Source organism: Bacillus sp. CGMCC 1.60114, from assembly GCF_042676365.1.
GTDB classification, from domain to species: Bacteria; Bacillota; Bacilli; order Bacillales; family Bacillaceae_G; genus Bacillus_A; species Bacillus_A rhizoplanae_A.
The window spans coordinates 203,432-222,115 of record NZ_JBHTHG010000012.1 but is presented as its reverse complement, the minus strand read 5'-3'; the positions used below and the strand labels follow the sequence as shown (position 1 = coordinate 222,115).

Genomic DNA, 18,684 nt, shown 5'->3' with positions numbered 1-18,684 from the left:
GTAAAACCCCCCGCCTCAAGATTGTAAGGAACTCGAAGAAGATAGCTAGGGGATAACTGCTGGCATGCGCCCGATTGGTGAGAGCTTTCCATCAGTGGGGGATGAAGAAAACCCTCACTGATGGAAGTTTCATTTTATTTGAAGAAATAGTCAGTTTTTGTATGATTACTTGGTATTTCAAATGTTGGCACAGTTATTGCTTATATAATATATGAACGATCGACAAAGGGGGATTATATATAATGCTAGATTTAAAAATGTATCTAAATGGTGAATGGAGAGAGTCTAGTAATCAAGAGAAACGACCTATTATTAACCCTGCGAATGGCAAGGTTATCGCATATGCGCCTGAAGGAACGATCGAGGATGCAAAAGAAGCAATAGAAGTGGCAAGAGCGACTTTTGATAGCGGAATTTGGTCAGAAACATCCGCTGCTGAAAGAGCATCTTATTTATTTAAAATAGCAGATGAAATTGATAAAAATAAGGAAGAACTTACACGTCTTGAAACAATGGATAATGGAAAAACACATCGCGAGGCAGAGGGCGATATCGGAGATGCGGCAGCTTGCTTTCGTTATTATGCTGGGCTTATTACAAAACCAGATGGACAAACATATCATGTAGCTGATCCAATGCAAGCTATGGTAGTCAGAGAACCAGTTGGTGTTTGTGGATTAATTGTTCCTTGGAACTATCCGTTATTAATGAGTGTATGGAAAATTGCACCTGCTTTAGCGGCTGGAAATACGATTGTATTTAAACCGTCTGAGGTTACACCAATCACTGCAACAAAGTTATTTGAAATCTTTGAGAAAGTAGGATTGCCAAAAGGTGTTGCGAATATGGTGATGGGTGCTGGCCCAATAGTAGGAAATGAGATTGCAGCAAGTAATAAAGTCGATATGATTTCCTTTACAGGTGGAACAAAAACAGGAAAACACATTATGAGAACAGCGGCAGATAATATGAAAAAGATTTCGCTAGAACTTGGCGGGAAATCTCCAAATATTATTTTTGCAGATGCAGATTTTGAAACTGCTGTTGATTATGCATTGTTTGGTATTTATGCAGGTACTGGACAAGTGTGTTCAGCGGGATCAAGAATCCTTGTAGAAGAAAGCGTTTACGATAAATTTGTTACTCATTTCGTAGAACGAGCAAAACAAATTAATGTTGGATCTGGTGATAACCTAGAATCAGAGATGGGACCACTTGTAAGTCAAGAGCATATGGAAAAAGTATTACGCTATATTGAGATTGGGAAAGACGAAGGAGCAGAAATTGCTTGCGGAGGAAAGCGTATTACAACGGGTGGAAAAGGTGATGGTTTCTTTATTGAACCAACAGTCTTTGTCAATGTAAAACCTGATATGCGTATTGTGCAGGAAGAAATTTTTGGTCCTGTTGTAGTTATCCAAAAGTTTAAGGATGAACAGGAAGCAATTGAGCTAGCAAACGGTACAGATTACGGTTTAGCTGGAGGCGTATTTACAGTTGATGGCGCAAAAGCGATGCGCGTAATCCGCAAGCTTCGCGCAGGGATTACGTGGATTAATAGCTATCATCCAACATACAACGAGGCGCCTTGGGGCGGATATAAGCAAAGTGGTATCGGTCGTAGTTTAGGAACGTTTGGTTTAGAAGAATTCCAAGAAATTAAGCAGATTAATATAAATCTAGAAGTAGAACCAATTGGTTGGTTTGCAAATAAAAAGACTATAGGAGTGAAATAAATGGTGACGAATGTAGAAAGTAAATTCAATGAGCAGGATGTAAACAATTCAAATGTAAATGATTATATTACGAAAGTACTGCAATTAATTGAAAAAGAAAAGGTCTCCGAAGAAGAGGCTAACTGGATTCAAAAAGAAACAGTAGATGGATTTAGAGAGCATGTCAATCCTGGTTTTCTTGCATATAGAAAAACAGTAACAAAAGATGGGCAATTTGCAGCAGTAGAATGGTCTGATGAAGGATCTTGTTTTATGGATATCAATGGTAAAAAGTATATTGACTGTTTAGGTGGATTCGGGATTTATAATGTTGGACACCGTAATCCGAAAGTGGTAAAAGCTGTAACGGATCAATTAAAGCGTCAAGCATTGCATAGTCAGGATTTACTAGATCCACTTCGTGCGATTCTTGCAAAGATTTTAGCGGATATTACACCTGGTGATTTGAAATATGCCTTCTTTACAAATAGTGGTACAGAAAGTGTGGAGGCGGCATTGAAACTAGCAAAAATGTATAGTGAACGAACAACTTTCATTTCAACAACACGTGCCTTCCACGGTAAGAGTCTTGGATCTTTATCTGGAACAGCAAAAGGAATGTTCCGTAAACCATTTTTACCATTAATTCCAGGTTTCCGTCACGTTCCATTTGGCGATATCGAGATGATGAGAAAAACATTTGAAACATGTGCATTAGTAGGGGAAGATGTTGCAGCTGTTATTTTAGAACCAATTCAAGGGGAAGGCGGTATTATTTTACCTCCAGAAAATTATTTAAAACAAGTAAGAGAACTCTGTGATGAATTTGGATCACTACTCATTTTTGATGAAGTGCAAACTGGAATGGGACGTACAGGGAAAATGTTTGCTGCAGAATTATATGATGTAGTACCAGATATTATTTGTCTTGCGAAGGCATTTGGCGGTGGTGTAATGCCAGCTGGTGCAATTGTTGCCAAAGAAAAAGTATTTAAAAGTTGGTTTGAGAACCCATTCATGCATACAACAACATTTGGTGGAAATCCACTTGCATGTGCTGCTGCAATTGCAACAATCCATGTATTATTGGAAGACAAATTACCAGAACGAGCTGCGGAAGTTGGGGAGTATTTCTTAAACGGGTTGAAAAAGGCTGCGGAAGGACATGAAGACAAAGTATTTGAAATTCGTGGTCAAGGTTTAATGATTGGTATCGAATTCCATAAAGATGAAATTGGTTATGAAGTATCGAAGGCAATGTTTGATCGAGGCATCCTTGTTGCAGGAACGTTAATTAATTCAAAAACAATTCGTATTGAACCGTCTCTTACAATTAGTTATAAAGAAGTAGATATGGTAATCAATACTTTCGAATCAGTGTTAGCACAAGTAAAAGTACAATAATCATTCCATACAATAACGTGTAAAAACAAACCAGTAAAACCACCATGCTTATGTTTGCTCTAATTGGTTTTACTGGTTTTTACTATAGGAGGAGAAGGGGTTGGAGGGAGCATTACACGGAATCAAAATTATTGATTTATCTCGGGTTCTTGCCGGTCCTTTTTGTACGATGATTCTTGGTGATTTGGGAGCAGAGGTAATAAAAATTGAGAATACTGGAAATGGCGATGATACGAGAGGATGGGGACCACCTTTCGTAGAAGGAGAAAGCGCTTACTTTCTTTGTGCGAATCGTAATAAAGAGTCGCTTACATTAAATTTAAAATCACAAATGGGAAAGGATGTTTTGAAAAAACTTGTTTCTCATGCTGATATCGTTGTACAAAATTTCAAGCCTGGAACACTTGAGAGAATGGGACTTGGTTATGAAGTGTTACAAGAGGTGAAGGAAGACATTATTCTAGCTTCTATTAGTGGTTTTGGCCAAAATGGTCCTGCTTCACATCTTCCTGGTTATGATTATATGATTCAAGCAATGAGTGGACTTATGAGTATAACAGGAGGAAAGGACGAAGAGCCTGCAAAAGTAGGAGTTGCGATTGCAGATGTGCTCACAGGTCTTTTTACGTGTATTGGGATTTTAGCCGCTTTGCAGCACCGAAATAGAACAGGAGAAGGGCAAGAAATTGATATTTCTTTATTTGATTCACAATTAGCGGCATTAGTAAATGTAGCAAGCAATTATTTGTGTACAGGAGAATTGCCAGAGAGACTTGGAAACCAGCATCCGAATATTGTTCCGTATCAAGTATTTCAGGCGGAGGATGGAGATCTTGTTGTTGCAGTTGGAAATGATGAACAGTTTCATAAGTTTTGTTTGTTACTTGGTAGACAAGATTTATCTCGTTTAGATCGCTATAAAACAAATGCAAATCGTCTTTTGCATAGGGAAGAACTTGTAGACATTATTGCAAAAGAAATGAAAAAGAAAAAGAAAGAGGACTGGAAACAACTTTTGGATGAAGCAGGGATTCCAAATGGACCAATTCTCAATGTGAAGGAAGCGTTAGAAACAGAGCAGGCAGTTTCGAGAGATATGACAATTCATATGGAACATCCAACCATTGAAAATCTTACACTTGTAGGTTCACCATTAAAACTTGCAAAGACACCAGTGCGGATGCAGAAACATCCGCCACTCCACGGGGAACATACAGAACAGATTTTGAAAGAACTGGGGTATTCGCAGGAAAGCATTACGGAAATGAAAAAAAACCAATGGATATAGGAGGCAGTACAAATGAATTTTTCTTTAACAGAAGAACAACAAAGTGTCAGAAAAGTAGTGAGATCATTTGTAGATAATGAAATCATTCCATACATTAAAGAATGGGATGAAAAAGGACATTTTGAAGAAAAGATCTTGAAGCGTTTAGCTGAGTTACAGTTTATGGGCGTTTGTATTCCAGAGCAATATGGCGGTGTTGGTATGGATTATAATACGCTCGCTATTGTTTGTGAAGAATTAGAACGTGGTGACACAGCTTTCCGTACAGCTGTATCTGTACATACGGGATTAAATAGCATGACACTTCTCCAATGGGGAACAGAAGAACAAAAACAAAAATACCTTGTTCCACAAGCGAAAGGTGAAAAAATTGGGGCATTCGGTTTAACTGAACCAAATGCAGGATCAGACGTTGTTGCTATGCAAACAACAGCGGTAAAACAAGGCGATTACTACGTATTAAATGGATCTAAAACATGGATTTCTTTATGTGATGTTGCAGACCACTTCTTAATTTTTGCAAAAACAAATCCAGAATTAAAGCACCGCGGTATTTCTTGTTTTATCGTAGAACGAACATTTCCTGGGGTATCGACAAAAGCGATAAAAGGAAAGCTTGGTATTAGAGCGGGCAATACAGGAGAAGTATTTCTAGATGATGTGAAAGTGCCGGTGGAAAATCTTCTTGGAGAAGAGGGAGAAGGATTTAAAATTGCAATGGCATCATTAGACAATGGCCGTTTTACAGTAGCGGCAGGGGCGTGTGGGCTCATTCAAGCAAGTTTAGAAGCGAGTGTAAAGTATTGTGAAGAGCGTAAAACATTTGGAAAAGAAATTGGAAAACATCAGCTTGTACAGCAGATGATTGCGAAAATGTCTGCGAATCTTGAAATATCGCGTTTATTGGTCTATAAAGCAGGATGGTTAAAAAATCAAGGGAAACGTAATACACAGGAAACATCTTTAGCAAAATGGATTGCTTGTGATGCTGCATTTGAAGCGGCAAATGATGCAGTGCAGGTGCACGGTGCCTATGGATATTCGAATGAATTCCCAGTAGAACGATATTTACGAAATGCAAAAGCTCCAGTTATTTACGAAGGAACACGTGAAATTCATACGATTATGCAAGCGGAATACGCACTTGGATATCGTTCTGATAAGGAGCTTCGTAACATGTTACCGAAGTGGCCTTTTGAAGAAAATGAGGCAGAAATGGTAACGAAATGAAGTGAAACTTCCATCAGTGGGGGTCTGCATCCAAAACTGATGGAAAGCCCACCCAATCGGGCGCATGCTAGCAGTTATCCCCCATCTATCTTCTTCACTTTTCTCTGAATCTCGAGATAGGGGTCTTACTGCTGGCGAATAGCGGGACAAAGTTAAAAAGAAATTAATCCAATTGTGTTAAATGGTTTACGTACTCATACGAAAAAACATGATTTTTTCTCTGTAAGAGGGACGGTTATGTAAAAGCAACGAATGTTCAGAAGTTATAGGATAAGGAGTTTATTTTTGAGTTTTAATATAGCAAGATGAAGAAAAGGGCTATCTCCTTCTTGGAGACAGCCTTTTTCTTCATTTGGTAAGTAAGATTTATAGTTTACAAAATATTTTGGTCAAATTTCATTATTTGGGTTTCTTTTTTATCAACTTTTATATTTGTTATAATAACGCCGAATATAGTTATTATCCCTCCTATTATTGAGAAAACGGTAGGAATTTCTCCAATCTATATCCAAGAAATAATAATTGCTAGAGCGGGTGTTAAGTATAAAGAGGTTGTTGCTTCTGATGTTCCTATACGTGATATGATATAAGCTAGAGCAAAATAAGGAATCATAGTAGGAAAGAGACCTAAATAAACAACACTAAGTGTTGTTTCTATAGATGAATGCATAATTCTTTCTCCTAATCCTGGGAGAAAGAGAAGCATGAAAAATGTACCAGACCAAATTGTATAGGAAGTAAATGCAAGAAACCCGTATTTATTTAAATATCGATTTTGAAACACAAAGTATATGCTTTCTGAAAAGGATGCTAGAAGAATTAACAAAACCTCGCTATTCAGCGTGAAATAACCATCTTTTCCTAATGAAAGAATAGCAACACCACAAAAGCTAATAATAGATCCAATCCACCCCCGAAGCCCAAATCGTTCATGCAGAAATAAAGCAGCTAATATGGATGAAAAAATGGGAGAAGTAGAAACGAGTAGGCTTGCGGTACCTGCATGAATAGTTGCTTCTCCGGCACTTAGGGCTACATGGTAAACAGTAAACCCTAGCAAACCTAATACGAGAATAATAGGGATATCCCTCCATTCTGGTAGTTGCATACGAGTCAAGATAGCAAAGAAGATAAGCGCTAGCGAAGCGATTAATAGGCGAAGCAAAACTAAATGCTCAGGAGTATAGGATTCTAATCCGACTCGTATGGCTGGAAAAGCGGAAGCCCAAAGAAAAATTGTAGATCCATAAGCAGCTATGATTCGAAAATCCCACTGTTTCTTCATATTTTCACATCCTTATTATGTTAATTGACCTTTATGTTAATAAGGATTTAATAAAATGTCTTCAACCAATTGTATTGTTTTACAAACCAACCAAATGTAGGTGATTTTAATGGAGAAGGAAAATAGGAAACTAAGCAAATTATCGCATCTCTCGTTGTATCAACAAATTGTAGTTTATATAAAAAATAAAATTATAAGCGGGGAATGGCCGATAGGAAGTAAGCTTCCGACACAACGTGAGTTAGCTAAATTGTTTGGAGTAAACCGAAGTACAGTTGTTACAGCTTTAGAAGAATTAAAAGCGGAAGGGTTAATTGAAGGGAAAATGGGTGCTAGTACAAAAGTAATCAATAATACATGGACATTACTAGCAAATACCGCCCCCCTGATTGGAATAAGTTTGTAAAAACAGGGTTTTATAAGCCAAATCAATCGATCGTTTAGCTGATATTAAAATGCAAATTGATTATGGGTCCAGTTCATTATCACAATGGGCAGCTGCTGAATGGTTGTCAAGCGGTTTATATACTCAACACCTTGAAACGGTTAGAGTAAATCTCACCATTCGTCTCCGTACAATGTTAGAAGCATTAGAGAAATATTTATGGGGAATTGCAACCTGGAATATTCCTAAAGGGGGCTTTTTTATTTGGATAAAAATTCTTCCGTCTATATCGATGCAAAAGCTTTTTGAAGCAGCGCTTGCCGAGGGCGTATTATTTTATCCAACAGTTGCATTTTTTCTAGCTAATATTTTTCGAAAATCAGTTTTACCTTTAGTAATTACACTATTTTTCTTTTTTCTGGAAGGAATGCTAAAAATACTATTATTCCAATTTGCTAAGGGTATAGCAAAATATATTGTAATGTTTCACTTGAATTTAAATATGTATGATAGTAATGAGTTGATAAGTCAAGGGGCCAAACCGATGTTTTGAGAATTTAGCTTTACAACTTCATTGTTATTTGTTTTAGCCCATTTTGTTGTTTTACTGGTTGCTTCAAGTGCATTGTTCCAAAAGCGTGATGTTCTATAAGAAAATAAATCCCCGCTAAGCGGGGATTTATTTTCTGCGGTTATAGGATGATATAAAAAGAATAAATAAAAGAAAATATTACGGCGTATTAATACTATAATATAAATATAGCATGTTGGGGGTGTTTTCTATTAATCTTGTATTTTCACGTATTCGACTTCGTAGTTTTTTTGGATGGATGATTTTAGGTGCATTCATTACATATCTTCCATTGGGAATAATAGGTATTGAAGGTAGTTCATTTGAGTTTGTTTCAGAAACATTGGTTTTCTTTGTTTTTCCATTACTTTGGCTATTTTATAAGATGAAAAAACATAACGCAGTATTTACAAGTTTTTTTGATAAACCAGCATCAATTCCATGGATGTTAATTTTGATTGCTACTGCTATGGGAATGATTTTTTCATTTGGTATGTCTTTTATTCAGTTTTACATATTAGCTCAGCTGATTCCTGACTTTCTAGTTAATTTATTAAATGATGGAAATGTTATTGATATGAGCACTACTTCTACAAAGATTTTTAGTGTAATTTCAGCTTGTATATTTGCACCAATTATGGAAGAAGTAATTTTTCGCGGCTTTTTCTTAAATCGAATGGCGTATAAATGGGGGGTGAAACGTGCTATTATTGTTTCTTCACTCATTTTTGGATTTGGACATATAGATGTGATTGGTGCGTTTTTATTTGGTGTCGTTATGTGCTTGTTATATATTAAGACAAAAAGCTTATGGACGAATATTATTGTGCATGCTTTCAACAATAGTATTGTTAGTATTATTCAATTTAGCGATACTAGCCATGCACAGGAAACAGCGAAAATCGCTGATCTTCAAGCACAAAGTAATTTATGGATTGGTATTGCTGTTATTATCATTAGTTTATTATGGCTTGTTCCCTTTATTCGTAACAATTGGCGCATGGTAAAAGAAGTTGGATTGCCATCACTACGAGTGCTTCAAGAAGAAAAACAAGTCAACTGGATTGCACAGCAAGCCGCATATAGTCAAGTTGTATTAACAGAACGCTATATGGCTGTGGAATTGCCTGATGAAGCTGTCAATCATTTGTGTTTAGAAGAACGTGATTACGTAAAAGTGGAACTAGTTGATGATATGATTGTGATTAAAAAAGTAGATGAAAGAGAAAGGCTCTCCTAAAGGAAATACGGAGAGCTTTTCTCTTTAGTAAATAAGTATTTCTACATGAAAATTATTACCGTTTTTTATATATTTAATATCTGTTACAGTACGTACTTTTTTTAAAATTTCTACTTTTTCACCGATTCTCGGAATAGTTGGGACATTGTCCCATATACCGAGCAAATCATCCATTGTCGTTGTTTTTTCATAAAACCAGATTTTCACTGTGATGCCCCTTTCTTATTTTTGTATTTTAATACATGATAATACATTTTTATTCTTTTTGTAAGGGGTTTTTATGTATTTTTTGAATGAATTCAGCAAAAAAATTTTTCAGCAAGGAAAGACATGTTTAATATTAGGTGTGAATGACATCTTTGACTCTTTACGATGCGTGTGTAACACTTGTTACCGCAGAAGAAGTTTTAAATTGCTTAGATAAAGTGAAGCTTCCATCAGTCGGGCACATGCCAGCAGTTATCCCCCACCTATCTTCTTCGCTTTTCTCTGAATTTTGAGGTGGGAGTCATACTGCCCCAAAATAGCGGGATTAAGTTTGTAATAAAGGAGAATTTTTTCTTTAATATTATAGTAAGAAAATAAAGAATAATTTTATAGAAAAAAATAAGAATATTTTGTATAATTACATTACAATAATTTTGAAAACAGGGGTGGCAACGTATGGCACATATTCCAGTAAAAAAACTAGAAATGCTATTAGCATTAGCTGATGATGATAAACAAAAGCAAAAAGAATTTTATGAGACATTGTTAACAACATACGTTTATGTTGCAGGGACAGTTGATATTGAAGAAGGAGATTCACAAGGAACAGTGCATTTACGTTATTTCCAAGGTGATGGAAGATGGATTTTACCATTCTTTACACAGCTTGAATTTTTACAGGCCGTACTGCCTGAAGATGTACCTGTTATTACGATTCGTGGAAAAGAGTTATTTGATAGCATTGATGCTGAAGCAACAGCAGTCTTAAATATTGGTACAGATCTCGATAAAACATTTACACCTCCAGAAATTGCTGATATTGCTTCAAGAAGAATTTTTAATTATTATCTATAAAGTACCGTTACCATTTTTCCTATGCGTCATATAGTATTAGTAGCTTGACCAAGGGGGGATGGAGATAGATGGCCGACAATAACGACAACAACAACAACAACAACAATAGCAACTGCTGTTGGAATAACTGGAACTATTGGAATAACCGTAATAATAATAATAACAACAATAACAACAATAACAACAAGAATAACAATAATAATAACAAAAATAAAAACAACTGTTGCTGGTATAATTGGTATAACGGGAATAACAACAATAACAACAATAAGAATTAATGAATAGAAAAGGAGAAGCAAGTAGCTTCTCCTTTTTTTATTTCTATAAAAATTTACCTCGCATTAACGGGAAATATGAGATTCCCTCTTCAAGATTCAGAGAAAACGAAGCAGATTGGTGGGGGATGAAGAAGCCCTCTCTTATAGAAGTTTCACTTGATACCAGAGGATATGGAAAGTATCTTTTGTGGCCCATTTATTGTAACAGGAACGCCAAGAGGCACTCCTATGTTTGGTTGTATATGCCCAATTGGTAAACCGCTTAAAAGAGGGATATTATAAGATGTAATGTAATCATATAGAATTTCAGAAATAGATAACGATGGTTTTTGAGATGTACAGTTGTGACACCTTGCAAAGATAACGCCGGCACACTGTTCAAGTTTCCTTCCTAAGCGCAATTGATTTAACATGCGATCAATGCGATACGGTTCTTCTGCAATTTCTTCTAATAAAAGTAGTTTATTTCTTGTATCAATTTCGTAAGGTGTACCGAGTGTGCTTGTAATTACAGCTAAATTCCCCCCTACAAGAGGAGCGGTAATAGAACAAGCGAAAGAATGAATAAATTCTGCTCCTTCTAAAATGATAGAGTACGGATGGAAAAGTTGTTTGAAGGAGGAAAAAGAAAGAGAATCAAGACCTTTTCCAACTTCCTCCATCATGGGACCGTGGAAAGTAACGAGTTGTGAAAATTGTCCAAAAGCAATATGTAGAGCAGTAATATCGCTATATCCCCAGAAAATTTTTGGATTATCGCGAATTAGTGCATAATTAATATAAGGTAGAATGCGACCAGTACCATATCCTCCTCTTGCACAAAAAATAGCTTTTACATATGGATCTGCAAAGGCTTTATGTAAGTCATGAACACGAATGGCGTCATCTCCGGCTAAATAGCCTTGTTTTTCTTGTACGCTCTGTCCAATTATAACGGATAGTCCAATTTCCTCCAATTTCTGTTTTGCTTGAAGAATATGTTCTATAGATGGTGGACCTGCTGGAGCAATAATCATAACGGTATCTCCGTATTGTAACGGTTTAGGATACTGCATCAAATTCCCCCCTTTTTTTCATTATATTCGCTTATATGATATTCAATCCTTATGAAAAGAAGGAAACCATTTGGTGTGACAAGAAAGTATAAGAGAAAGGGGAGAAGAAAAGATGTTCCATAGTCGAGTATGTGAAAAACTGCAAATTACATATCCTATTATTCAAGCTGGGATGGCGGGAACAATTGTAACCCCAGAGCTAGTAGCAGCTGTATCTAACAGTGGAGGATTGGGTACATTGGGCGCAGGATATATGAGTTCTGAACAAATCCGTTTAGCCATTCGTACCATTCGCGGGTTAACAGATAAGCCGTTTGCAGTGAACTTATTTATTACAGAAGAAGTGCAAATTGACGAAAAACAAGTAGAAGAGACACAAGACCTGTTAAAGCCCATTCGAGAAAAATTGCAATTGGGAATAGCGAAGCAAACGTTACAGCTGCCGGAAAGTTATAAAGAACAGCTGCAAGTTCTTATTGAGGAAAATGTTCCTGTTTTTAGTTTTACTTTTGATACACCAAAACAGGAGGAAATAGCATTATTAAAAAGAAATGGTATAAAAATAATTGGTACGGCAACGAATGTAGCAGAAGGGAAGATATTGGCCCATCTAGGAGTAGATATTATTGTTGGTCAAGGAAGTGAAGCAGGAGGACACCGCGGGACATTTCTAGGAAAAGAACAAGATTCTATGATTGGAACAACTGCGCTTATTCCGCAGCTTGTTGATGCCGTTCCGCATATTCCGATTGTTGCGGCAGGAGGGATTATGGACGGACGGGGAGTGGTGGCAGCCTATGCACTTGGTGCAGAAGGGGTACAAATGGGGACAGCATTTTTAACGAGTTATGAAAGTGTAGCTCATGAGGCCCATAAAGAGGCAATTATAATGAGTACAGACCAAAGTACAACAATGACTCGTGCATTTTCGGGTAAATATGCGAGAGGAATCCGAAATACTTTTATTGACAAGCTGGAAAGTAAAGAAGGACAATTTCCTGTATATCCAATTCAAAATGTATTAACAACAGAAATTCGCCAAGCAGCAGCGATACAAAATAATAGTAAATATATGTCACTTTGGGCAGGACAAGCTTCAGCATTAGCCAGAACAGATGAGGCGGAGCAAATTATAATGCGCGTGATTAAAGAAACGAAAGAGACATTAGAAAGATTACAAAGTACAATCTATATATAAAAAAAGAACGCTTGAAAATGCAAGCGTTCTTTTTTAGTTACTCTTATAAAATTGCTGAAGCGCCTCGTCGACATATACCCAGCCTTTCCAACCTAGATGCATCGTATCTTTTAAGAAATACTTATCATATTCATGGCTTGAAAAGTCTGCAACTGGGAATCCAGCTTTTTCGATTTGTTCATTTATTTTTTTATAGTATACATCACGTCGTTCTTTCGGGAATCCAGCATAATCATACCATGGACCATTAACTGGAACAGAAATGAATAATGGTTTTGCGCCCGATTGTTTTAGAATGTCTAAAACTAATTGGAAATCATCATATTCTGGGGATTCCTCGAATGATTCATTTGCTCGATATCCTTTTAGACGTTTTAATTTATCCTTAATCTTGTGGTCATAGTAGGGATCTTCAATACCGAATGGATTCGTTTGAGATTCCGCTTTACCAGTTTTTTCTGCACGGTTACGAATATCGTTCCATGCAAGGGATTTTAATTCAGGATCCGTATGTGTTTTTCGCGGTTTAATATCAAACATTGATGTAACTAAATCTTTACGATCCAAAATGTTACGATATACGTACGCAAATGGTTTTGCTACCGCTGCTTTCACTTTATGTTTTGTATCGTCATATACGATTCCTTCTAAAGAAGTTTTTAGGAGTGTATCTTTACGAACAATTTCAAAACTTAATAAGCGGTTTGCAATTTGCTTTTTCATTTCAGGCTTTAATTCATTGTTAAAGATTAAATGATAAGCTTGTTGAGATGAAAAGTTTGGCGCAAAATGAACTTCGTCTAACCCTTGTTTTTCAAACCATTGCGGTGAAAGGACGAAGACAATTTTGCGATCTTTTAACTGATCCATTGATGATGATAAATTTAACACATGAGTAAGACTTTGTGTTCCACCACGACCGATAAGAAACGGAGTAAATTCTTCATTTTTCACTTTAAAGTAGTTAGATGGATGATATACATCTAACCGAGAAAATTCCGATGAACCGTACATCGGAAGGTATTTTGGATCTTCTAGCGCCTTTTGTTGCAGTGCAATGCCTTGGAACATTTCTTTCTTTAAAGATGTTGAGGCATCGTTGACCTTTTGCTCCCCGATAAGTGGTAAAAGGAAGCGTGATGGGATAAATAACACCACGCAAAAAAGAACAAATGCTAGAAGCATCGGGCCAAACGTTGGTTTTTTCATCGCATATCTTCCAGTTTCTTGATAATCATGTTTGGTGTTGCCCATTCGTCGCGATCAAAGTCAGAAATAGACACTTCAATACCTAAACGCTCTTGAATTTCTACTAATAAAGATACTGTACCGAAAGAATCAAGAATACCTTCTTCAAATAATTGTACATCCGTATTTTCTTTTACGATATCATTTTCACATACTTCTTCTAAAATATCTAATACTTGATCTTTAAATTCAGCCATTGTGTATTCTCCTTTATATCCATAATATATTATGTGTAACTTCCTAAGAAGTTTTTAACTAAAAGTGTCTACCTAGGTTACCTGAGAAGAGTAGGAGACCGAGACAAACGAAATGGAATGTAATGATAATTCCAAGGACATGTGTAAATTTATTATTTGGCCAAAACTTATGCTTTTTATTTTTACGTTCGAATATATCAAACGCAATAAACAAAATTGCATGATATAAGCCATACGTAATATAGTACCACGTTAGTCCATGCCAAATTCCCATAATTCCAAAGTTTAAAAATGCACCGATATAAGAAATTGTATAACGGTTTTTAATTAGTTTTTTCTTTGTCGCAAAAAAGACAAAGCGCATATAAATAAAGTCGCGGAACCAGAAAGATAATGTCATATGCCAGCGGTTCCAGAAGTCTTTAATGTTACGACTTAAAAACGGCTTGTTAAAGTTTTCAGGCGTCTTAATACCCATCATATAACTTACACCAATTACGAATGCGCTATATCCTGCAAAGTCAAAGAATAGATATAAACTATACGAGTACATATCAGTCATAAATGAAAGAAATGTATCTTGTTTAGAAATTGCTGCATCCCAAATATAAGTTTTAATTAAATACGCAATAATAAATTTGTAAAGAAAACCCTGGAAAATACGATTGATTCCCGTATAAAGCATTTCCTTATATTCATCACCTGATGGTGGTTTCTCTACATCTTTTTGAAAGCGACGATACCGATCAATCGGGCCTGTTGAAATCGCTGGGAAGAACAGAAGAAACTCCCAAAACTTAAATAGTGAAACTTCTTTAATAAGCCCATCACGAATTTCAAATATCATTTGTACCGCTCTAAAGGTTACGTATGATATACCAAGAAATACGACAAATTTTATAGCTGGTATATCAAAAAATAAGGTTGATTTTAAAGCTGGTACAACAGGTGCAATTTTTACTAAGATAAGCGGTAAAATCGATAAAATAACAGCAATGCAAAAGGTACTTGTTTTGTTATCACGTTGTCGCAACGTTAAGTACCCTTTAATCAAAATGAATTGCCAAATTGCAAATATCGCTAATGCAACAGCTTGTGTTGGTTTATCAGAAAAGATAATAGCCAGCATAATAAGTGTAACAACTGCATTATATTTGCGCAGCATTTTCCCTTTTAACCCAGCAATGATGGTAGGGATAAGCAAAATGCCTACAATCACGAAAAAATAAAATGATGCATATGGGGTCATGCTGTAACCTCACTCAATAATTTTTTACGATCTACTTTTCCATTTGGTGTCATTGGAATAGAAGATTGATACATGAATTTTCGTGGAATCATGTAATTTGGTAATCGTTCATTGAGTTCTTTTTTTATTGCAGATGTTAATTTGAATTCTTTTTCAAAAGAATGTTCACTTGGAACAACAACTGCTAATAAGTAGTCGTATTTTTCACCTTTTTTAATTGGAAGTACTATAGCAGCTTCCACATATGAACATGAACGAAGGTGATGTTCAATTTCTTCTAATTCCATACGATAACCATGTAATTTAATTTGGAAATCAAGACGACCATGATAGAAAAGAAGTCCATTTTCTAAATAACCAGCGTCACCAGTTTTGTAAGCACGTTCGCCATCAATAACAGTGAATGCCTTTTCTGTTAATTCAGGGCTTCCTAAGTATCCAACACTTACACTTGGGCCAACGATTACGATTTCGCCTTTTTCACCATCAGGTGCAACAGTACCATCTTCTTTCATAATGATGATGCGGCAATCTGATTTACAGTAACCAACTGGAAGTGATTGGTATTTATCTACTACTTCATTTGTTACATGAATACCAGTTACAGCAACAGTCGCTTCTGTTGGTCCATATGTATTCATAATAGTAGCTTTTGGGAAGCGCTCTAATAGTTTTCTTGCAACATCATTAGATAATACTTCACCACAGAATAAGAATGTTTTCATGTTTGGAAGCATACCTTCTGAGAAAGATGGTTCCATTAAACACATTTCTGCAAAAGATGGTGTAGACGTCCAAACTTGTATATCGGATTGTTCTAGAGAAGCGAATAAATCTTTTGGACGTGCAATCATATCTTTATCAATTGCCCATAGTGTACCACCTGTTACTAATGACGGATAGATGTCCATAACAGATAAGTCAAATGAGAATGGTGCTTGGTTTAAAAAGACTTGTCCTGTTTGTAAGTTGAAATCTTCAATTGCCCATTTTGTGAAGCTTACAAGACAATTATAGGTAATTTGTACACCTTTTGGATTTCCTGTACTTCCTGATGTATAAATGATGTAGAAGTTGTCTTCACCCTGTACTGCATGTTCAGGATTTGCTCTGTTTCCTTTATGAGTAAGAAGAATATCTTCTAATTTAGTTCCGTCAACAATCTGAACTGGTAAATCAGCCACTGTAACATCTGTTGGAGATAAAAGTAGCTTTGCACCAGAACTTTCTGCAATACGTAGCACACGATCAACTGGAATGGATACATCAACTGGAATGTACGCATGACCAGCTTTGACACACCCTAAGAAACAGACAATCATTTCTGGCTGCATATGTCCGTATACCATAATAGGCGAACGGTCATCTCCATATTGAGAAGAAATCCAATATGCTAATGCATCAGAGTCTTCTTTTAGTTGTCTGTACGTAATTTTCGCATCTCGCCAAACGAAAGCGGTTTGGTCAGGCGTTTCAGCTGCCCACTTTTCGATTTGTTCTAATAACTTCATAACGCTCCCACCCTAAAATTCATTGTAAATAAATGTACTTGTGTTTGTCTCTTGGAATCCATACAACCATAGTAAAGCAAGTAAAATCGCAAGGTAATAACAAGTTTTTGCAAGCCATTGCGTGAGTGGTTGAGACCATAGTTCTTTTAAAGTTTTCATGTCTTTCCCCCTCTACAAAATAGTATCCGTATGTAAGTATCATATCCTACATCACTTTGAAAAACACAGAAATTCCACATTTTAGGAAAGTGTAATATCAAAAGGCTCTTTTCTGATAGTAGCACTAAATATAAAAAAAGAAAATCCCCAACTTAACAATTATATTACATTCCAGATAGAATTGTAATTCCTTTGCATTTGAAAGAGGCATGATTATATTTCTTCTAACTAAAATAGTACATAAAATCTTGTTATACAAAGGGTTACTATCATGATGATGTAGAAAGATTGTTGAAAATAGAATAGGGAGTTGAAACGAATGAAATCATCACAAGTAGATTGGTCATTATATCTTTCTGAAGAAAACATTCGAATGTGGCGACGTTATTTACATCAACACCCTGAATTGTCATTTCAGGAGAAGCATACAGCACAGTTTATATATGATACATTACACTCATTTTCTTATTTTGACCTAACGAGGCCAACAACATGTAGTGTAATGGCAAGGCGAAAAGGGAAAGGCTCTGGCAACGTCATCGCCATTCGAGCAGATATAGATGCACTTCCAATTCAGGAGCAAACGATGAAACCATATGCATCTATTGTACCAGGAGTTATGCATGCTTGCGGTCATGATGCACATACAGCAATTTTGTTGGGCGTAGCTGAGGCGTTAGTGAAATATAATGAGGACTGGGATGGAGAAATTCGTCTGTTGTTTCAACATGCTGAGGAACAATACCCTGGTGGAGGAAAAGAGATGGTGGAAGCAGGAGTTATGGACGGGGTAGATTATGTCATTGGTCTTCATGTAATGTCAGGACTAGAGAGTGGACAAATAGGAATTTCTTATGGACCAATGATGGCAGCACCGGATGTATTTACAATTGAAGTTAAAGGAAGAGGAGGACATGCTGCTCATCCGAAACAAACAGTGGATCCTATTGCAATTGGTGCACAAATGATTACGAATTTGCAACATCTTGTGTCAAGACGCACGGATGCATTTGAACAACGAGTGGTATCAGTCACGCAATTTCATGCAGGAACAGCTGATAATATTATTCCTGAGACGGCAACGATTGTAGGCACGGTGCGTTGTTTTGAAAACACATTGCGACAAGAATCTAAAGAAATGATTGAACAAATTGTAAAGGGGATTACAGCAGCGCATGATGCAACGTACTCATATACGTATCGTTATGGCTATGATCCGGTAATAAATGATTCCTATGTAACAAAGATAGTAGAAGATAGTGCCATTGAATTATTTGGAGAAGAAAGTATTATCTCTCTTTCCCCTTCTATGGGAGGTGAGGACTTTTCTGCATACTTACAAAAGGCTCCAGGCTGTTTTGTAAAGTTAGGAACGGGAAATATAAACAAAGATACTTGCTATCCACATCATCATCCGAAATTTGATGTGGATGAAACAGCACTAATTCGTGGCGCGCAATTATTTTTGCAAGCGGCAATGAAGCTATTGAAACGATAAAGTGAAACTTCCATCAGTGCTACGGTCCTCACTTATGATTAGTTGAATAAATTCAGTCCATATGGGAAGCCCTTTCATGAGAAATCTCTTTCATTTATTAAGTATATGCTA

General features: G+C 36.4%; 16 protein-coding genes and 4 pseudogenes. 11 read left to right on the top strand and 9 right to left on the bottom strand.

What is annotated here, in order from left to right:
• Positions 1-242 precede the first annotated feature (242 nt).
• The 5 genes and pseudogenes from ACFQZ1_RS07125 to ACFQZ1_RS07105 form a co-directional block, all read left to right on the top strand.
• Positions 243-1,736 (top strand): aldehyde dehydrogenase family protein, encoded by a 1,494-nt coding sequence (locus tag ACFQZ1_RS07125; protein ID WP_377881413.1) that lies wholly within the window; start codon positions 243-245, stop codon positions 1,734-1,736.
• Complete coding sequence (locus ACFQZ1_RS07120) at positions 1,737-3,119, top strand: putrescine aminotransferase (protein WP_377881412.1); 1,383 nt, start codon at positions 1,737-1,739, stop codon at positions 3,117-3,119.
• A gap of 100 nt (positions 3,120-3,219) precedes the next feature.
• The gene (locus ACFQZ1_RS07115) at positions 3,220-4,407 is read left to right on the top strand and encodes a CaiB/BaiF CoA transferase family protein (protein ID WP_377881411.1); all 1,188 of its coding nucleotides are present in this window, start codon (positions 3,220-3,222) and stop codon (positions 4,405-4,407) included.
• 12 nt (positions 4,408-4,419) lie between these two features.
• Positions 4,420-5,637, top strand: coding sequence for an acyl-CoA dehydrogenase family protein (locus ACFQZ1_RS07110; protein WP_377881410.1), 1,218 nt, complete (start codon positions 4,420-4,422; stop codon positions 5,635-5,637).
• Positions 5,638-5,793: 156 nt separating this feature from the next.
• Positions 5,794-5,906, top strand: a pseudogene (locus tag ACFQZ1_RS07105) (ribonucleotide-diphosphate reductase subunit beta); the annotation flags it as partial.
• Between the two features lie 104 nt (positions 5,907-6,010).
• Here ACFQZ1_RS07105 and ACFQZ1_RS07100 read toward each other — a convergent pair.
• Positions 6,011-6,922, bottom strand: a pseudogene (locus ACFQZ1_RS07100) (DMT family transporter).
• A gap of 109 nt (positions 6,923-7,031) precedes the next feature.
• Here ACFQZ1_RS07100 and ACFQZ1_RS26680 point away from each other — a divergent pair.
• The 3 genes and pseudogenes from ACFQZ1_RS26680 to ACFQZ1_RS07090 form a co-directional block, all read left to right on the top strand.
• Positions 7,032-7,363, top strand: a pseudogene (locus tag ACFQZ1_RS26680) (winged helix-turn-helix domain-containing protein); the annotation flags it as partial.
• A 278-nt stretch (positions 7,364-7,641) separates the two neighbouring features.
• Positions 7,642-7,959 (top strand): annotated as a pseudogene (locus ACFQZ1_RS26675) (ABC transporter permease); the annotation flags it as partial.
• 130 nt (positions 7,960-8,089) lie between these two features.
• A complete protein-coding gene (locus tag ACFQZ1_RS07090) occupies positions 8,090-9,118 on the top strand; it encodes a CPBP family intramembrane glutamic endopeptidase (protein WP_377881499.1) in 1,029 nt (342 codons plus the stop codon).
• 24 nt (positions 9,119-9,142) lie between these two features.
• On the opposite strand, the gene ACFQZ1_RS07085 is transcribed toward ACFQZ1_RS07090, so the two are convergent.
• Positions 9,143-9,325 (bottom strand): DUF3913 family protein, encoded by a 183-nt coding sequence (locus ACFQZ1_RS07085; RefSeq protein WP_377881409.1) that lies wholly within the window; start codon positions 9,323-9,325, stop codon positions 9,143-9,145.
• Positions 9,326-9,781: 456 nt separating this feature from the next.
• Between ACFQZ1_RS07085 and ACFQZ1_RS07080 the strand changes: the two genes are divergently transcribed.
• Positions 9,782-10,180, top strand: coding sequence for an SseB family protein (locus ACFQZ1_RS07080; protein WP_377881408.1), 399 nt, complete (start codon positions 9,782-9,784; stop codon positions 10,178-10,180).
• Positions 10,181-10,206: 26 nt separating this feature from the next.
• Here ACFQZ1_RS07080 and ACFQZ1_RS07075 read toward each other — a convergent pair whose 3' ends face one another.
• Both ACFQZ1_RS07075 and ACFQZ1_RS07070 read right to left on the bottom strand, forming a co-directional pair.
• The gene (locus ACFQZ1_RS07075) at positions 10,207-10,479 is read right to left on the bottom strand and encodes a hypothetical protein (RefSeq protein WP_377881407.1); all 273 of its coding nucleotides are present in this window, start codon (positions 10,477-10,479) and stop codon (positions 10,207-10,209) included.
• A gap of 131 nt (positions 10,480-10,610) precedes the next feature.
• Positions 10,611-11,513, bottom strand: a complete 903-nt coding sequence (locus ACFQZ1_RS07070; RefSeq protein ID WP_377881406.1) for a S66 peptidase family protein — start codon at positions 11,511-11,513, stop codon at positions 10,611-10,613.
• Positions 11,514-11,625: 112 nt separating this feature from the next.
• On the opposite strand from ACFQZ1_RS07070, the gene ACFQZ1_RS07065 reads away from it, so the two are divergent.
• Complete coding sequence (locus ACFQZ1_RS07065; RefSeq protein ID WP_377881405.1) at positions 11,626-12,711, top strand: NAD(P)H-dependent flavin oxidoreductase; 1,086 nt, start codon at positions 11,626-11,628, stop codon at positions 12,709-12,711.
• 33 nt (positions 12,712-12,744) lie between these two features.
• On the opposite strand, the gene dltD is transcribed toward ACFQZ1_RS07065, so the two are convergent.
• The 5 genes from dltD to ACFQZ1_RS07040 are packed head-to-tail and all read right to left on the bottom strand — an operon-like array spanning position 12,745 to position 17,075.
• Positions 12,745-13,920 (bottom strand): D-alanyl-lipoteichoic acid biosynthesis protein DltD, encoded by a 1,176-nt coding sequence (dltD, locus tag ACFQZ1_RS07060; protein ID WP_377881404.1) that lies wholly within the window; start codon positions 13,918-13,920, stop codon positions 12,745-12,747.
• Positions 13,917-14,156: a D-alanine--poly(phosphoribitol) ligase subunit DltC gene (gene dltC, locus ACFQZ1_RS07055; RefSeq protein ID WP_377881403.1), complete on the bottom strand. Its 240-nt coding sequence runs from the start codon at positions 14,154-14,156 to the stop codon at positions 13,917-13,919. Before dltC ends, dltD begins: the two co-directional genes overlap by 4 nt.
• Before the next feature lie 58 nt (positions 14,157-14,214).
• Positions 14,215-15,405, bottom strand: coding sequence for a D-alanyl-lipoteichoic acid biosynthesis protein DltB (gene dltB / locus ACFQZ1_RS07050; protein WP_377881402.1), 1,191 nt, complete (start codon positions 15,403-15,405; stop codon positions 14,215-14,217).
• The gene (dltA, locus tag ACFQZ1_RS07045) at positions 15,402-16,916 is read right to left on the bottom strand and encodes a D-alanine--poly(phosphoribitol) ligase subunit DltA (RefSeq protein WP_377881401.1); all 1,515 of its coding nucleotides are present in this window, start codon (positions 16,914-16,916) and stop codon (positions 15,402-15,404) included. Before dltA ends, dltB begins: the two co-directional genes overlap by 4 nt.
• A 12-nt stretch (positions 16,917-16,928) precedes the next feature.
• Positions 16,929-17,075: a teichoic acid D-Ala incorporation-associated protein DltX gene (locus ACFQZ1_RS07040; RefSeq protein WP_377881400.1), complete on the bottom strand. Its 147-nt coding sequence runs from the start codon at positions 17,073-17,075 to the stop codon at positions 16,929-16,931.
• Positions 17,076-17,394: 319 nt separating this feature from the next.
• On the opposite strand from ACFQZ1_RS07040, the gene ACFQZ1_RS07035 reads away from it, so the two are divergent.
• Complete coding sequence (locus ACFQZ1_RS07035) at positions 17,395-18,573, top strand: M20 metallopeptidase family protein (RefSeq protein ID WP_377881399.1); 1,179 nt, start codon at positions 17,395-17,397, stop codon at positions 18,571-18,573.
• The last annotated feature ends 111 nt before the right edge of the window (positions 18,574-18,684 follow it).

Excerpts from the sequence above, each read along its gene's own strand:
- ACFQZ1_RS07125 (WP_377881413.1), top strand. The coding sequence starts at position 243 with ATGCTAGATTTAAAAATGTATCTAAATGGTGAATGGAGAGAGTCTAGT.
- ACFQZ1_RS07120 (WP_377881412.1), top strand. The coding sequence starts at position 1,737 with ATGGTGACGAATGTAGAAAGTAAATTCAATGAGCAGGATGTAAACAAT.
- ACFQZ1_RS07110 (WP_377881410.1), top strand. The coding sequence starts at position 4,420 with ATGAATTTTTCTTTAACAGAAGAACAACAAAGTGTCAGAAAAGTAGTG.
- ACFQZ1_RS07080 (WP_377881408.1), top strand. The coding sequence starts at position 9,782 with ATGGCACATATTCCAGTAAAAAAACTAGAAATGCTATTAGCATTAGCT.
- ACFQZ1_RS07070 (WP_377881406.1), bottom strand. The coding sequence starts at position 11,513 with ATGCAGTATCCTAAACCGTTACAATACGGAGATACCGTTATGATTATT.
- ACFQZ1_RS07065 (WP_377881405.1), top strand. The coding sequence starts at position 11,626 with ATGTTCCATAGTCGAGTATGTGAAAAACTGCAAATTACATATCCTATT.
- dltD (WP_377881404.1), bottom strand. The coding sequence starts at position 13,920 with ATGAAAAAACCAACGTTTGGCCCGATGCTTCTAGCATTTGTTCTTTTT.
- dltC (WP_377881403.1), bottom strand. The coding sequence starts at position 14,156 with ATGGCTGAATTTAAAGATCAAGTATTAGATATTTTAGAAGAAGTATGT.
- dltB (WP_377881402.1), bottom strand. The coding sequence starts at position 15,405 with ATGACCCCATATGCATCATTTTATTTTTTCGTGATTGTAGGCATTTTG.
- dltA (WP_377881401.1), bottom strand. The coding sequence starts at position 16,916 with ATGAAGTTATTAGAACAAATCGAAAAGTGGGCAGCTGAAACGCCTGAC.
- ACFQZ1_RS07040 (WP_377881400.1), bottom strand. The coding sequence starts at position 17,075 with ATGAAAACTTTAAAAGAACTATGGTCTCAACCACTCACGCAATGGCTT.
- ACFQZ1_RS07035 (WP_377881399.1), top strand. The coding sequence starts at position 17,395 with ATGAAATCATCACAAGTAGATTGGTCATTATATCTTTCTGAAGAAAAC.